Source organism: Falsiroseomonas algicola (assembly GCF_011040385.1).
Lineage (GTDB): Bacteria > Pseudomonadota > Alphaproteobacteria > Acetobacterales > Acetobacteraceae > Falsiroseomonas > Falsiroseomonas algicola.
On record NZ_JAAIKB010000025.1, the window covers coordinates 32411 to 49252 of the forward strand.

Sequence of the window (16842 nt, forward strand, 5' to 3'; positions counted from 1 at the left end):
TACCGTGCGCGGTAGCCAGGCGAGATAGCGTGTCGCCTGGCACCTCTCCCATCGTCGCGACGCGTCGGACGAAGCCCGCAGCGTCTCCAGCAAAGCGCCGCGCCCGATCTCAGCCATGGGGCTGTGCCCCTGGACGCCCCCCGCCGTTCGTCACGCGATGACCTGGATATCCGACGCCACCAGCCCCGGCGCGCCCGTGAAGGTCGCGATCAGCACGGCGCGACCACCCGCCCCATCCGCATCCCACCACAGCCGGCCTGCGGCCTCCTCATAGACGAACTGGCCAAGGCCGCTGGGGCTGTCGGACACCGTCGCGCCGCTGCGGAACTGCGCGGCGGAGAGTGCGCCTTCAGACAACCCGCCACCGAAGCCCGCCGCCTTGACCACGATCCGATCCACCCCGGCGGTGAAGTCGGCCACGGTGTCCCCCCCTTCGCGCCAGAAGTTCCAGAGGAAGATGTCGGCATCGGCGCCGCCCGAGAGGCTGTCCGCCCCCCGGCCACCGACCAGCGTATCGGCGCCGCCATCACCCGAAAGCGTATCGGCGGAACTCGTCCCCGTGATGCGGTTGGCAATCGTGTTGCCCGTGCCCCGCAGCCCGGCGCTGCCGGTGAGGAGCAGATGCTCCAGATGGTCGCCAAGCGTCCAGTCAACCTCGCTCCGCACCGTATCGGCGCCGGCGCCGGCCGCCTCGCGGATCACATCGTCCGGGCCAGCCGGGCGATACAGGTCGTTGCCCGCACCGCCATCGAGCGTATCGGCCCCTTCCCCGCCCCGCAGCGTGTCATTGCCGGCGCCCCCGAGGATCAGGTCACGCTGGATGCCCGCACGGGCGGCGATCGAGTCATTCCCGTCGGTGCCCAGGCGCACGCGATCCACCCCGGCACCGAAGACGCGGATGGTCACGTCGGTGCTCGCACTCAGCCCATCGAGGCCGGTGGAGACGATACGCACCACCACTTCCGTCGTGCCGAGCGTGGCGAAGGCCCCGTCGGCGGCCACCGAGACCACCCGCCCATCGATCCGGAACAGGGCCGCCGCCTCGGCGGCATCCAGCCCCCCCGCGGCATCGCCGAAGGTGAAGGACTGCACATCGCCGAAGGCACTGTTCGCATCGATCGCCGACAGCGTGGCGATGGCGGTACCTGCACCATCGCCGGCCATCACGCCAAGCCGCCCACCAGAGAGGGTCAGCGTGACCTTGGTCGCCGCGACGCCAACCGCATCGACGATGGCGCCGCTGCGGCCGCCGAACTGCAGCCGCTCGATCGCGCCCTGCACGGTGTCCACGCCGTCGTGGTCCAGCGTGCCGGCGGCACGAAGATCCGTGACGGTGTAGAAGCCGCCGCCGGCATCCCACTCAACCCGGTAGTTCGCCCAGCCGGCACTGTAGAGCGCGACATCGGCCGCGCCGTCATTGGCACCGGATTCATCCCGGATCAGGTCGTTGCCCGCGCCGCCCTTGAAGCGGTCGGCGCCGGCGCCGCCGATCAGGATATCGTCACCGGCATCGCCCAGCAGCGTGTCATTGCCATCGCCGTCCCGGCCGCGGCGCCAGTCGCCGCGCAGCTCGTCATTGCCGACGCCACCGCGCAGCAGGTCCGCGCCGCGTCCACCATTGAGCTGGTCATTGCCGGCCCCGCCCAGCAGCACGGCGCCGGCCGTGCCGGCATCGGTGCCGAGCGCCGTCATCACCGAGAGGACGTCATCGCCCCCGCGGCCGAGCACCAGATCGGCGCCCCCACCCGTGACGATGAGGTCGGCCGAATGGCCGGCCAGGCCGCGCAGCGTCTCCTGACCCGACGTGCCGAGGATCTCCTCATTGCGCCCGAAGACCGCGATCTCCAGCGTCCCGGGTGCGATGGAGACATGGCCGACGGCATCGGCGACGCTGTAGGCCACCTCGATATAGGCGACGCCCGGGCCCTGCGCCGTCTCGCCGAACAGCGGCAGTTCGTCGTTCAGCAGCGCCTCCAGCAGCGGGCTGCGGTCGAGCCGGATGCTGGTGCCATCCACGACCGACAGACGCGCCTGCAACGCCGCGATCAGCACGGCGCCGGTGGTGGCGATGCCGTTCACATCGATGGCGCCGGTCGTCGCATCGATGACCGTCGCGTCGGCGCCGAAGCGGATGCCGGTGATGCGCGGCGCCGCGGCACCCGTCGCGACAGTCAGGACATCGCCCTCATCCGCATCGGTGTCGTTGGCGATGACGTCGGTGACGATCGCCTCGTCCTCCGTCCCGCCCCCGAAATCCTCCACCGCCACGGGGGTCGCGACGTTTCCGCCATCCACCGCGATGGTGACGACGCGCGTGGTGGACAGGCCGTCGAGCCCCGTCGCGACCAGGGCCACGACCAGGTCGGTCGAGAGCGGCAGGGTGGCGCCGTCCCGCACGCGGATCGCGTTGCCATCGATGACGAAGAAGGCTTGCGCCTGCGCCGCGGTCAGCCCGCCGGCCGCGTCGCCGAAGCTGAAGCTTTGCACGTCCCCGAAGACCGCATTGGCATCCGTGGCCGAGAGCTCCGCCACCAGGGCGCCGCCGGCGGCCAGGCCGGGGAGCGTGATGGCACTGCCCGAGCCCGGGGTCGGGTCCGTGACGGTGATCGCGCTCGCCGCCTGGCCCACCGCATCGGCCAGCCTGCCGGTCACGCCGCCCGCCGTCAGGAATTCGACGCCGGACAGGGTATCCGCGCCCTCGCCCTCGATCACCACGGTGCCATCGCTGCCGAGGCGGATCGACAATTGCTGCCAGCCGAGATCGGTCACGGCGGTATCGCCGCTGCCTTCCCCGCCGGCCAGGCTGTCATCGCCGAGACCGCCGAGCAGCGCATCATCGCCCGCGCCGCCGATCAGCGTATCCGCCCCGCCATCGCCGGCCAGCGTGTCCGCGCCGCCCTCGCCGGAGAGGATGTTGGCGCCGCCAAGCCCGGTGATGCGGTTGGCGAGCGCATTGCCGGTGCCGGAGACGGCGGCGAGATCGGCCAGCACCAGGTCCTCGATCGCCTCGGCCAGGACATGGTCGGTGCTGGCAATGACGGTGTCCGCACCGCCGCCCTCGGCCTCTCGCACCACATCGCCGGCACCGACGCTGTAGGCATCGTTGCCCGCGCCGCCCTGCATGGTGTCGGCGCCGGCGCCGCCATCCAGCAGATCCGCGCCGTCGAGGCCGGACAGCAGGTCGTTGCCGCCCCCACCCGTCAGCGTATCGGCGCCCGCCGTCCCTTCCAGGGTTCGGCCACCCTCCCCCACCACGAATTCGAGCGTGCTGCTCCCCGTCAGGCCATCGAGGCCCGTGGCCCGGATCTCGAGCCGCAGCGTCTGTCCGGCCAGGGCCGACAACGCCCCGCCATCGGTCACCACCAGCCTGCCATCCGCGATGTGGAACAGCGTGGTGGCATCCACCGCGTCGCCCGCCACATCGGCCAGCGTCAGGGTCTGCGTATCGCCGAAGGGCGCATTCGAATCCACGGCGCCGATGCGGCCGAGGACGGCGCCGGTCGCCAGGCCCGGCGCCACCACCTGCGTGAAGCCGACGGGCTGCGTGGTATCCGTCGGGATCAGCAGCACCAGGCTGGCAGCCTGGGCGACGGCGTCGCTGATCGCGGTGACGACGCCGTTGATCTGGATGGACTCCACGCCCACCAGCGTGTCGATGCCAAGCGGGGCACCGCCGCGCAGATCGGTCACGCGCCAGCCGCCGGTCACCGCCTCCACGCGCAGATCCGTCCAGGCCGCGTCATAGACGGCGACATCCTGGCCGGAACCGCCCAGCAGACTGTCATCGCCCCCGCCGCCGATCAGCGTATCGGCCCCCGCATCGCCCAGCAGCGTATCGGCGCCGCCCTGGCCCGAAAGGCGGTTGGCGCCGGCATTGCCGGACAGCAGATTGTCCCCGCCATGGCCGGTGCCATCGGCATCGGCGGTGCCGGTCAGCAGCAGGTTCTCGATCGCCTCGTCCCGCAGCGTGATGCTGGACGTGCCCCGCAGTGCGTCGATGCCGCCGAGGTCGAGCAGCGCATCGCCATCCTCGACGCCCTCATAGGTGTCGTTGCCGACGCCCCCGCGCAGCGTATCGGCACCGAGGCCGCCAATCAGCAGGTCGTGCCCCTCGCCGCCCTCCAGCCAGTCATTCCCCGCGCCACCATCCAGCGTATCCGCGCCGCCGAGGCCGCCCATGAAGTCGTTGCCGCCGCCCGCCACCATGCGGTTGTCGAGCGTATTGCCCGTGCCGGAGAGGTGGGTCGCGCCGTCGGAGAGCAGCGTCATGTTCTCGACGAAATCGGGCAGCGTCGCGTTCCAGTCGGCGACGCGGATGCGGAGTTCGTCGATGCCGCCGCCAGCCGTCTCCACGATGGTCGGGAAGCTGCTGCCGAAGGGGCGGGACCGCGTCAGGACGTGGACATAGACATCGTCGCCGGCGCCGCCCGCCATCGTGCCGTTGCCGCCACCGCTGTCGAGGCGGTTGTTGCCGTCATTGCCCAGCATCAGGCTGAAGCTGTCATGCGCGGTCGCGCGCAGCACGCCTGGCGCGAGTTCCAGCTCCTCCACCCGGTCGGCCAGCACGTAATCCTCGACCGACGTGATGACGCGGTCGGTGCCTTCGCCGAAGACCTCCAGGATGCGGTCGCCGGCATCGTCCACCGCATAGGTGTCGTTCCCCGCGCCCCCCACCATGCTGTCGGCGCCGCTGCCGCCATCCAGCGTATCGGCGCGCGTGCCGCCCAGCAGCGTGTCATCGCCCTCGAAGCCCAGCAGCGTATCGCGGCCGGAGCCGGCGATGAGCGTATCCGCCCCCTCCGTGCCCTCCAGCGCCACGCCGCCAGGTCCGATGACGACGGCGAAATCGGCTTCCGTCGTCAGGCCATCGAGGCCCGTGGCCGCCAGGCGGATGGTGAGCGTGCGTCCGGCATAGGCTTCCAGCACCGCATCGCCGCGGACCTCGATGCGCGTGCCGTCATCCTGCGCCACCAGCACGAAGAGCGCCGCCGCCTCCGCCGCCGTCAGCCCGCCCGCCGCGTCTCGGAACCCGATGGTGTTGACGTCGCCGAAGGCCGCGTTGCGATCGGTGACGGTGACGAGGCCGAGTTCTGTGCCGGCCGCCGCATCGAAGGGCAGGTCGGCCGGGGTCAGCGCGATGGCGCTGGCCGCGCTGGCGATGGCGTCGGCGATATCGCCCTCGCCACCCGCGAAGGCCAGGCGCTCGACCTCGGTGACCGTGTCGGCGCCTTCCGGCCCGGTGACGGCATAGACACCGTCCTGCACCTGCGCCACGACGACATCGGCCCAGGCAGCGCCGAAGACGGCGGTGTCCGACCCTTCGCCACCGATGAGATCGTCATCGCCCTGGCCGCCGGAGAGGCGGTCATCGCCCGCCATGCCGAAGATCCGGTCATCGCCGCCATTCCCGGCCAGGCTGTTGGCGCCGGCATTGCCCTCGATCGTGTTGTCGCCGGCATTGCCGCCACCATCGGCATCGAGCTCGCCGACCAGTGTCAGGGTCTCGAGGTTCGCGGAGAGGGTGAAGGCACCGCGGCTGCCATTGCTGAAGACGACGTCGAAGCCGCCGCCTGCCAGCTCCGTCACCTGCTCGTCGCCATCCAGCCAATAGGTGTCGTTGCCCGCGCCACCCGCGACGGTGTCCGCGCCGCCGTACAGGGTGTGGTCGTTGTCCAGGTAGAACAGGTTGTCCCCGGCATTGCCGGTGATCCGGTCGGCGCGCACGGAGGTGCCGCGGATGAACATGAAGTCGCTGCCCAGCAGCTGGATCTGCGGGCCGAACATCTGCATCGCGGCACTGTCCGGCGCGAATTGCCGGATGCGGGCATCGAGGTCGATGCCGCTGACGCTCGTCACCACCAGGTCGAACAGGTCGTATTTCAGTTCGTCGGTGATTTCGTCGAAGGCGATGGTATCGGCGCCCGCATTGCCATCGAGGTAGTCGTCGCCGGCGCCGCCCACCAGGCTGTCCGCGCCGCCGCCGCCGAAGATGACGTCATTGCCGCCGCCGCCATGGATGCTGTCATTGCCGACGCCGCCGGTCAGCGTCTCCGCCCCATCGCCACCACGGATGCTCTGGGCCAGGCCGACGACGTCGATGTCGATGCGCTGCTCGAAGCTTAGGCCATCCTGGCCGGTCACGCGCAACGTGAAGCCGACGCCGGGGCGGATGGCGCCGGACAGGATGCCATCCTGCAGGTAGGTATCGATGACCCGGAGTTCGCCATTCACCACCTCGAACACGGAAGCGGCGTTGAACAGGCCGACCTGGCCCGTGATGGCATAGCTGTAGGTCTCCCCGAAGGCGCGGTTGGGATCGATGACCGTGATGGCGCCCAGCGAGGTGCCGCCCGGGGCCGAGGCGGACAGCGTGCCGATGACGCCCGCGCCGCCGCCCCCCGTGCCGAGGAGAATGCCGGTCGGCGCCGCCGCCACCGCATCGGCCAGAAGCCCCGTGGTGGTGCCGAAGGTCACCTGTTCCACGCCCAGCAGAAGGTCGCCATCCACGGCGAGGCCGGCGCCGGACGCCGTGACGCGCGTCGGCGTCCAGGCCCCCGTGTAGGTGGCGCGATCGGTGCCGAGGCCGCCATCCAGCGTGTCCGCGCCGGCACCGCCATTCAGCACATCGTCACCGGCCTCGCCACGCAGCAGGTCGGCCTCATCGCCGCCGGACAGCGTATCCGCGCCCAGGCCGCCGAGCAGCGTATCCGCGCCCCCGGCTCCGCCGAGCAGGTCCGCCCCGCCGAGACCGGCGATCCCGTCATTGCCGGCGCCGCCGTTCAGCGTATCCGCGCCCTCCGTCCCGCTGACCGCGACATCCAGCGTCGTCATCGTGACCGTGAAGCTGCGGGTGAAGCTCAGGCCATCGAGGCCCGTGGCCGTCACCGCCAGCGTCAGCACATCGCCCGCGACGCGCCCCGCCAGCGCGGTGGGATCGCGCAGCCGGATCTCCTGGCCGACGATCTCGAAGACCGCGGAAGCAGCGGCGGCGCTCAGCCCGCCCGCGGCATCGGCGAAGGCGAAGGACTGGACATCGCCGAAGGCGGCGTTGCGGTCCGTCGTCGCCAGGCGGCCGAGCACCGTGCCCGTGCCGGCGCTGACCATCAGCGTGATGCCGCCATCGTCACCCGGGGAGGGATCGGTGAGCGTCATGCCATCCGCCGCGGCGGCGACGGCATCGGCGATGCGCCCCTGGCGGCCGGCGAAGCTGACGAACTCGATCCCCGTCAGCCGGTCGTGCCACAGGCCGGCAAGGCCTTCCACCGACGCCCCCGCGGCATCCGTGCCATCGCGCAGCCAGTAGCCGCCATCGGCCGCCACCAGGGCGGTCTGCGACCAGGCGGCGGAGAAGACGGCGAGGTCCCCGTCATCGGCGCCGCCCATCAGCGTGTCGCGCCCCGCGCCGCCGGTCAGCGTATCGTCGCCGGCATTGCCGATCAGCCCGTCATCGCCACCCAGGCCCGACAGCACGTTGTTCGCGCCATTGCCCTCGATCGTCTCGCCCCCCGCGCTTCCGGCGGCGGAGATCGGCAGCACGCCGGTCAGGCGCAGATATTCGATGTTGGCGAGGCTCGGCACGAAGGAGGCCTCGATCGTGTCGGCGCCGCCATTCGCGGCTTCCACCACCACGTCGCCGGGGTTGTCGAGCCGGTAGAGATCGTCGCCCGTGCCGCCCACCAGGCTGTCCGCGCCGATGCCGCCATCCAGCGTATCGGCATCCGCACCGCCCAGCAGCGTATCGGCATCGGCATCGCCGCGCAGGCTGTCCGCCCCGTCATCGCCCTGCAGCAGGTCGGCGCCATCGCCGCCCGAGAGGGCGTCCGCACCCGCATCGCCCTGCAGCCGGTCAGCACCGGCATCGCCCGAGATGGTGTCGGCGCCATCCTCGCCCCGCACGGAATCGGCGCCGGCCTCGCCGGACAGGACATCCGCATCCGCCCCGCCGAGCAGCGTATCGGCGCCTTCGCCGCCCGCCACCGCATCCGCACCCAGCCCGGCCGAGACGCTGTCCGCGCCGCCACCCGCCTGGATGTTGTCGTCACCCGCGCCGCCCGCGAGGCTATCGTCCCCGCCCAGGCCGCGCAGCGTGTCGTCCGCGCCCGCGCCGGCCAGGCTGTCCGCACCCTCCGTCCCGATGCGATCCACCGGATCGATGGCAATGGTGAAGCGGAAGCTGAAGCCGCGCTGCAGCTCGTCCAGCCCCCGCGCGGCGATGTTGGCGGAGAAACTCGTCGGCAGTTGCGAAAGATCGGCCCCCGCCCTGACCACGATCTGGTTGTTCGTGATCTCGAACAGCCGGTCGAGGCCGAGGCGCGCCGCCTCCGACGCCACCCAGAACAGGGACTGCGTGTCGCCGAAGGGGGCGTTGATGTCGGTGACGGCGATGGTCGCCACCACCTGGCCCGCGGTCGCGGTCTGGCTGATGCGCAGCGGCGTGGATGCGAAGGGGTTCGCCGCCGTCGCCATGGCGGTCACGCCATTGGCCGTGATCGACATGGCACTGGCGGAGGCACGCACGGCCTGTTCCAGCGTGCCGACCAGCCCGTTGAAGCTGACGCGCTCGACATCGGTGCCGAAGACGTCCCGCTCGCCCCCTGCGAGGGCGATGGCACCGCCGCCGAAGCCGAAGAAGCTGACAGTCGCCTGCAGCCAGGCGGTTTCATAGGCGACGATGTCGTCGCCGGCCCCGCCCGACACGCTATCGTTGCCGGCGCCGCCGACCAGCGTATCGGCACCGGCGCCACCCTCGATCGAATCGTTGCCGCTGCCGCCGATGAGGCGGTTCGCGGCCTCATTGCCGATCAGGGTCGCGTCGCCCTGCGCTTCCATCCCGACCAGGCTGACATCGGCCTGGCTGCTGCCGATCAGCGTGACCGCCACGGGCGCCGCCGTGCCGGCGAGGAGATTGTCCGCCGTCACGGAGGTGTTGGCGATGATCCGCATGCCGCCGCCCGCATCGATGATGCGGTCGCCGGCATTGCCGATGACGAAGACATCCTGCCCGGCCCCGCCCGACATGGTGTCCGCGCCCGAACCGCCATCCAGCGTATCCGCGCCCTCACCGCCCTCCAGGGAGTCGGTGCCGCCGGAACCCTGGAGGCTGTCATTGCCCCCGCCGCCCATCAGCGTATCGGCCCTGACATTGCCTTCCAGCGTCTCGTTCCCCGATCCGCCGCGGGCGAAGTCGGCGCCCTCGGCATTCAGCAGGCGGACCGTGTCGAAGAAGACGGGATAATCGGCCGCGTCGTAGTCGAGGGCGGTGCGCAGCACATTGCCCTCTCCGGTATCGGCGGCGAAGCGATCGAGCGCATCGGTGAGGATGTAGGTATCGCGCCCCGCCCCACCGGAGAGGCTGTCCGCCCCCGCGCCGCCATCCAGCGTATCGGCCCCGATACCGCCCGAGAGCGTGTCGTCGCCGGTGTCACCCTCCAGCAGGTCATTGCTGACGCGGCCGAAATACTCATCCACCGTGCGCATCTGCTCGATCGCGCCGGAGGGGCTGTTCGTCGTGCCGTAGGAGAGCCAGAGGCGGCCATCGGCATTCCAGAGATTGAGGGCGATGTCCTCACGCGCGATGACGAGGTTGCCGTCGCGGTCTGTGAGCACCACCGTCTCACCGGTGGCGCGATTCTGGACGTAGATATGCGCCTGCCCGTCAGCGAGCGCGGCATCCAGCCAGCCCGGGCGGGCTTCCCCGGGGCGGAGCACGGCGGCGATGTTCGTCGCGCGCGTGATGAAGGCGACGGTCTGGCCACCATCGGACAGGGCGACGCGCGTTGTCGCGGCGTTGGCGCCAGCCGTGATCAGATGCGTGACGCCGAGTTCCACATCCCGCACGAAGGCATCGCGCAGCCCGTTGGCGTCGTTGACGACAAGGTTGCTGGCATCGCTGAGGAAGGCGACGAAGCGGCCATCGGTGGACAGGTCGGCGCTGACGCTGGCGCCATTCGACTGGGCACCGCCCATGCCGATGGAGACGCGGGTCATGTTGCCATAGGCAACGGAGTAGCCGGCGGGACCATTATAGTAGTCCACCGCGCCGATCGGCGCGGTGCTGCGCAGGTAGATGTCCCAGGTGCCGTTGGTATCGTTCGGCACGAGGTCAAGCAGTTCGCCCTGCGGCGTGCGGGACAGGTTGCTGGCCAGCGTCTCGAAGGCCAGCCAGCCGCCATCGGCGGAGAGCACGGCATTTCGGCTGTCGCCATCCGCGGCCTCCCCCGCCCTGTTGGCCGCGGAGGCGTACCAGTTGCTCGCCACCTCGAAGTACTGGCCGTTCTGGCGCGGCCAGGTCTGGTTGGGCAGGGCCTGGAACCAGGACAGGCCGATCTTCTGGACGCCGCCCTCCGTGAAGGTGAAGGCGACCAGGTTGCCATCGACCGAGACGCTCGGATCGCTGACGCTGCCGAGATCCGATCCCGGCACCTTCAGGATGTCGCGCGTCAGCAGGTCCATCCGGAACAGCACGGGCGTGTTGCCACGCCCTTCATCGACCAGGCCGGGTGTGGAGGTGAAGACGAGGTAGCGCTGATCGGCGCTGAGGGCATACAGCGCCCTGGTGCCGTTCTGCGCGGTGTCCACCAGCACCGTCTCGATCAGGCGGTCGGAGACCCGGATGCTGTCGGGATCGCGTTCCCAGACCGAAGCGGAAAGGCCGCGATCGAAGCTGCTGGTAAGCGTGGGCATCGCCTCCGCGCTATCCGCCAGCAGGTCGTTGCCCGAGCTGCCCTCCAGCGTATCGCTGCCCTGGCCGCCATCCAGCGTATCGTCGCCGCTCTGGCCCAGCAGGCGATTGGCCCCGGCATTGCCGATCATCCGATTGGCGTCAGCGCTGCCGACGCCCCCCGCGCCGGTCGTGCCGGTCAGTCGCAGAACCTCGATGCCGCGGCCCATCGACACATCATCGATGGATTCGATCGTGTCCGCGCCGGCGGTTTCGCCGGTGATCGTATCGCCGCCGCTGAAGCGGTAGAGGTCGTTGCCCGCGCCGCCCGACAGCCAGTCCCGCCCCCGGCCCCCGGCCAGCGTGTCATCGCCCGCGCCGCCGATCAGCGTCGTGTCCTGGTCGTTGGCGATGATGCTGTCATGCCCCTCGCCGCCATCCAGCGTGGCGTTGCGATCGCCGAAGCGGATCTGGGCACCGAGCTGGCCGGACATGTTGCCGCGGCCATCGCCGCGCACCGCGCTCTGGACGGAATTCTCGACGGCGATCGTGTCATTGCCGCCGAAGCCCTGGATCCGTCCATCATACTGCACGGAGGTGACGCGCAGCAGGTTGTCCTGGTTGTTGCCGTCGGCGTTGCCGCTGGCGAGTTCCATCGCCTCGATGTTGTCGCGCAGCCGGCCGCCCTGGCGGACCACCACCATGTCGAAGCCGCCATCGGCTTCCTCGACGATGTTCTCCGTGCCGATATAGGTGTCGTTGCCGGCGCCGCCGATGAAGACATCCCCGGACCAACCGGCCTTGAACCAGTTGTCCTGGGCGTTGCCGGTGACGGTGATGGCCGTCGTCCGCAGGGCGTAGCCGGCGAAGAGGTCGGGATCGAGCTCGGTGGAGGTCGTCACCCGCTCGATGTTCAAGGACAGGGTGAAGCTGCCGAAAGCGTAGATCCAGTCCGACCCGCCATCGGCAAGTTCGATCATCTGGTCGCCGGAATCGATCCCGTAGTAGGAATCATTGCCCGCGCCGCCGACCATCGTATCCGCGCCATTGCCGCTGCGCAGCTCGTCGTCGCCGGCCTCGCCTTCCAGCCGCGAGGGGTCGAAGCGCTTGCCGCTGCCGACCGTGTCGTTGCCGTTCCCGCCGTACAGGAAGTCGGTCTCGGCCACCTTCTTGCCGCCGCCGAAAAGGTTGGCGAGGGAGGTGCCGAAGGTGTGGCCGTTGCTGCCGGGGTCGGTGATGACGTCGTCGCCATCGCCACCTTCCAGCACGTCCTGGCCATAGCCGCCGTCGATGGTATCGTTGCCGGTGCCGTCGCCATAGGTGTCCACCATGGCCTGGCCGTTGTAGCTGCCGCTCCAGCGTATCAGCCTGTCGCCATTGATGGTGTCGCGGCCGTTCCCGCCTTCGATGCTGTCGTCGCCATAGCCGCCATAGAGCTGGTTGGTGCCCTGGCTGGCCAGGATCGTGTCCCGTCCGTCGCCGCCATACAGCACGTCATCCTCCGGGGAGGAGACGGCATGTTCCATGACCAGGAAGAGGCCGAAATCGCGCAGCTTGCCCTGGATGAAGCCCACGGGGTCGGCGACATTGGATGGGGAGGCAAGATCCTCCAGGCTGATCCATTCGAAGTCGCGGCCCCGGACATCGCCGCCATCGATGAGGAGATCGTTGCCCTCGTCACCGAGCAGCGTGTCATTCCCCATCCCGCCCATGAGGGCGTCCCACCCCGTGCCACCGGAGAGGTAGTCACTGCCGTAGTCGCCGCGCACCACGTCGGCCCCGGCCTCGCCGTAGAGCGTGTCGCCATCCCAGGTGATGTCGGCCGCGCCCTGGATCTTCTCAGACCATTGGGAGGAGCCGTCGGTGAAGGTCTCGTCCGCTTCCTCGCTGTCGCCGCCGCCGGTGATCAGGTCATCGCCGGCGCCGCCATAGATGATGTCCTCGCGCTCGCCGCCCTCCAGCTTGTCGTCGCCGCCCAGGCCGTAGAGCGTATCGTTGGACGAACCGCCGAGGAGCCAGTCCTTCCCCGCGGTACCCATGACGGAATCGGCGCTGCCCGCCTCCAGCAGCACGGCGAAGGTCAGCGGCAGGGCGCCAAGGAGCCCGCCGATGACAGGGATCTCGCCCAGGATCTCGCCGGGATCGAAGAAGAAGCGGAGGACGTCCTCGTTGCTGATCGCGATGGCGGTTGCCGCCGCCAGCACGCCGGCGCCAGCGACACCTCCAGTGCTCAGCATCAGACCCACAAGGAGCTGCGGGACCTCGATCAGCTCCGCGCCATCTTCCCAATAGGCGTCCCAGCCTGCTTCCTCATTGTTGAAGGTGACCTGAACCGTGCGCTGCTCGGGAGCGAGGAAGAAGTCGCGCGAGACCGGGAAAACAAGCGTGTCAGTGCCTTCCATCGTCCATCCCGCCGGGTCTTGCAAAGCGGACAGTCGAGGGGCCGGTCAAGAGCCGCGCCAGGTCCGCAATTCGCTGCCAAAATGATCCGAACTCACCCTTAACGAGAAATTGTCTAACCTCAAAGGTGATTCCAGGTTAAATTTCCAGTAATTAGACAGGTGGTCTGCGGAGGCCTCGTCCGGGATCATTGCCTGATGCGGATGCGATCGAGCGTCCGGTCTGCGTCCGAGCGCCGCCCACGGACACCCGGTGCTCAGGATATCCATCACCCTTCCCAGCACCGAGCGCATGTCGATCCTGCCCCGAGGCGTGGCATAGGAACGGAGCTGCTTGGCAGGTTGGGCCGCCGGGTCAGGCGGCCGCGGCGGGCAGGCTGACGGTGGGATTGCTGCTCACAGAGCCGATGGTTTTGCAGGGTCATGCAGCGGGCGCGCTGGGTTGCTAAGCCGCTTGCTGCGCTGGGCTTCCTCTTCGCGCTGACGCTGATGGCTGACGGGCGGGAGTTCGTCCATTTCCAGTTCTGACAGTCGTGCGGTCCCGACCAGGAATTACCCGACCGAGGTTGCACGCGCAGCGCGGCCCCCGTGCCTGTCTGATACCGCCGCGCACATGTCGTGACCTGCGGCCGACACCGCCAGCCGAGGCCGCGACTGCGGCCCGCCGCTTATGCGGCGAAGCCAGGCGGCCGGATGGCCGCGCCGGCGTTTGAGCGCGGAAATGCGTCAGCATTTCTGCAAAGCGGCATGAGCCCTGCCAGCGTCAGGTAGCGTGGTAGTGTCCTGGACCCGACGAACCCCGATCGCACCCTCGCCGCTGCCTGTTCGGCCATCGCCCTCAAGCGGTCCCGGTTGGCGAGAGGGGCACCGATCCTGGCTCAACCGGGATGGCATCCGCGCCGATGCGGAGTGTCCCCGTGACGTCGTCCTCGACCGCATCGGCTGCGCCCCCTTTTCGGCGCTCCAGCACATCCCTTCGATGGCACGGCCACCGTCGCCCGGCGTCCGGAAGCAGCGGGCACCTTCTGCCCGAGAGTGCGCCGTTCAGGCCCGCGCTGACGCCATCCTGGCCAACAGCCGGACGCGCAGTCGCTTGAGCGCAATCAGCCCTTCACCCAGCCTTCCGCCATCCCGTCGAACCGATGCCTCCGGCCAGTGGCCCGTATAGCCGGGCACCCGCAGCCCGAAGGCCAGCCGGAGCCGCGCCGTTTGAGCGACCAGCGGGGCACATTCACTCCACGCGTCATGCGACTGCCCATCGGCATGCAGGAAGGTGCCGAAGGCCAAGGCCTCCGCCTCATTCGGATCGCGGCGGAAGTCGTCATAGGCAGCGACCCCGGCATCGCGCAGCGCGGCCGTCCAGGATTCCGTCTCGGTGTTGCCTGTCAGCGCCATCGCACGCGTCAGTTCATGCGCGAAGGCCAGCATGCCGCCCTGCAGGCTGCGGAGTCCCCACGCAAGCACACGCGTGTCGGTCTCCTCGGCCAACTCCGGCTCGAACCTGCCGTCGGCGCGCTGGCGATAGCCGCGTGTCGTGCCGTGGTCTGCCGAGCAGAAGATCTCCAGCAGCACGGGATTGAGGCGCTTCAGGAATCGCGGATCCTCGATGTATGCCTGCATCTCCGCACCAGCGAAGCCCTCCGGCCTGCTGCGCAGCGCAAGGTAGAAGCCTGTCAGCCGCGTCGTCTCACCCTTCTCCGCGCCGACCTCAACCAGCCGACGGAGCGATCGCTGCAAGCGGCCATGCCAACCGAGATCCACGATCAAGGCCGAGGACACGCCGACAACACCCTGCTGCCGGAGATAGCCGAGCGCGGCGGCGCGGCGCCGGCGCCCCGCCCGACGCAATTCGATCTCGACCTCCGGCTCCGCCAGCAACGCGCGCAGCCTGTCTTTGGCGACCGGCCGATCAAGCGCTTCCGCCCCATCCATCTGGTGGCGCGAGAGCGGTGCCGTCAGCGCCTCCAGACGCAGATCGGCCCGCGCCAGGATGCTGCGCAGCGGCTCGTGAGGTGCATCGTCCGACAACCAGGACAGGACCGTCTCGTCCAACCCGTCCAGCGCTGGCAGATGCCACGCCTGCCGCGACCCGTGCAGGTAGCTGCATCGGATGTCCCAGCCCAGCCCGGCAAGGAGGATCTCCGCAATCGCCTTCAGCACCTGGCCGTCACGGGCAACGAAGTGCACATGCTTCTCGCCCATGGCCCGCGCGCGTTGCAGGACCCACAGCACGAAGCCGCAGAGAAGCGGTCCTGCGACCGTTGCGCCCGTGTTCCACAGAGTACGCTCATGCGGCGTCAGCGGGCCGGGCGACAGCCTCGCGACACGCGCGGCGCCGGCCAAAAGCGAGCGCAACAGGGCGGGGTGGCGTTCGGCACCCGCATGCAGCATGCGCTCGTGCCGCGTTGGCATGCCGTCCAGCCAATGCGTGGCATCGATGCCCAAGCGATGAGGCACCGCCAGATCCGAATGGGGATGATCGCCACAATGGCTGATCTGTGTCGGCAGCAGGCCCAGCTCGTTGGCTACGTGATGGAACAGAAGACCCGTCCGCTTGGTGGCCTGGAGTGGCGCTGAGGCGAAGACGCGTTCTGCCGGAACGGTGACGCCGGCGCGGGCCAGAAGACGCAGCAGAGACGGGTGGTCGAAATAGGTATCACTCAGCAGCGCAACCTCGGCGCCAGCGGCTTGCAGTGCCGCGAGCCGAGCGACATTGGCGGCAATGGGGCGGATGCAGAGTGTCTCGACCTCCACTTCCAGTTCCATCGCCCGCTGGATCTCTGCCATGCCCCAGCCATGGGTGGCGGCCAGCGCAGCATGGATGGCGTGAAGGTCGACTTCCTCGGTTCCGGGAGCAGCGCGCAACGCAGCCTCGGCCGCCATGCGGTGCGCGGCGAACAACTCGGGCTTCGTCCGCAGCAACCCTGCTGCATGAAGCCGCGAGCCGAGGAGCAGGAACACATCCTCTGGCCGCCAGGTCGTCCGCGTCACCAGCGTATCGAACACGTCAAAGCTGTGCAGCGTGGTCGGGCTGACGGGCACGGCGGCTGTGGTCAGGAGACTGGCGACAGGATGCAAGCGGGTGCCTTCGTTTGAGACATGGAAACCCGTCGTCAAGTGGCTGCTCCCGTGGGTGAAATGGAGCTGGCGCGCCTGGAGGACCCGTCAGCCTGCATGGAAACCCGCCGGGAACAGTTACGTTGCTGGGGCCTGCAACATTTAGATTGGGGGGACGTCCGGGACAGGAGGCTCAAACCGACGTGACACGTGCAATTCGATCCTGACGGCGAGGGCGTGAACCGAAGGCGCCCGCCGCAGCGGCATTGCCTCGGTCGAGCCGGCTCCTATCCATATGCGTGCGTGGAAAGCTTCAATGGTCGCCTGCGGGACGAATGCCTGAATGAGCATGTGTTCGCCTTGCTGACGGAGGCGCATCGGCTGATCGAAGCCTGGCAGGACGACGACAGTCGTGTCAGGCCGCACGGCAACCTCGGCGGTCGGACGCCCGAGGAGTTTGCCGGATGCAGCGCCCGCGCGAAGGATCGGGCCAAGGCCGCTGCGCTACTTGGGGACTCCGCGCCCTCGGCCCGATCCACCAAGGCCCCAACCAGGGGCAGACGGAGGACGGATCCAAGTCATCCGCGGCAGGAAGGCGGGGAGCACGTCACAGCGCCTGGCGAGTTGTGGCTCGAGATCAGTGGCAACTTGGCGTCTTTGCTGCGCGTCTCCGGGGCTGGACGTGCGAAAGCCCCCGCGGCGGTGGCCGTGGGGGCTTTGGAGGTA

Annotated in this window: 2 protein-coding genes and 1 pseudogene; 1 reads left to right on the forward strand and 2 read right to left on the reverse strand. The window is 69.4% G+C overall.

Features of this window, described 5'->3' with window-relative positions; translation table 11 throughout:
• Positions 1 to 150: 150 nt before the first annotated feature.
• Positions 151 to 13062, reverse strand: coding sequence for a hypothetical protein (locus tag G3576_RS32680; protein ID WP_328730097.1), 12912 nt, complete (start codon positions 13060 to 13062; stop codon positions 151 to 153).
• Positions 13063 to 14103: 1041 nt separating this feature from the next.
• Positions 14104 to 16176: a hypothetical protein gene (locus G3576_RS29410; protein ID WP_164698053.1), complete on the reverse strand. Its 2073-nt coding sequence runs from the start codon at positions 16174 to 16176 to the stop codon at positions 14104 to 14106.
• Between the two features lie 243 nt (positions 16177 to 16419).
• Here G3576_RS29410 and G3576_RS32100 point away from each other — a divergent pair.
• Positions 16420 to 16578, forward strand: a pseudogene (locus tag G3576_RS32100) (integrase core domain-containing protein); the annotation flags it as partial.
• Positions 16579 to 16842: the final 264 nt, after the last annotated feature.

Excerpts from the sequence above, each read along its gene's own strand:
- G3576_RS32680 (WP_328730097.1), bottom strand. The coding sequence starts at position 13,062 with ATGGAAGGCACTGACACGCTTGTTTTCCCGGTCTCGCGCGACTTCTTC.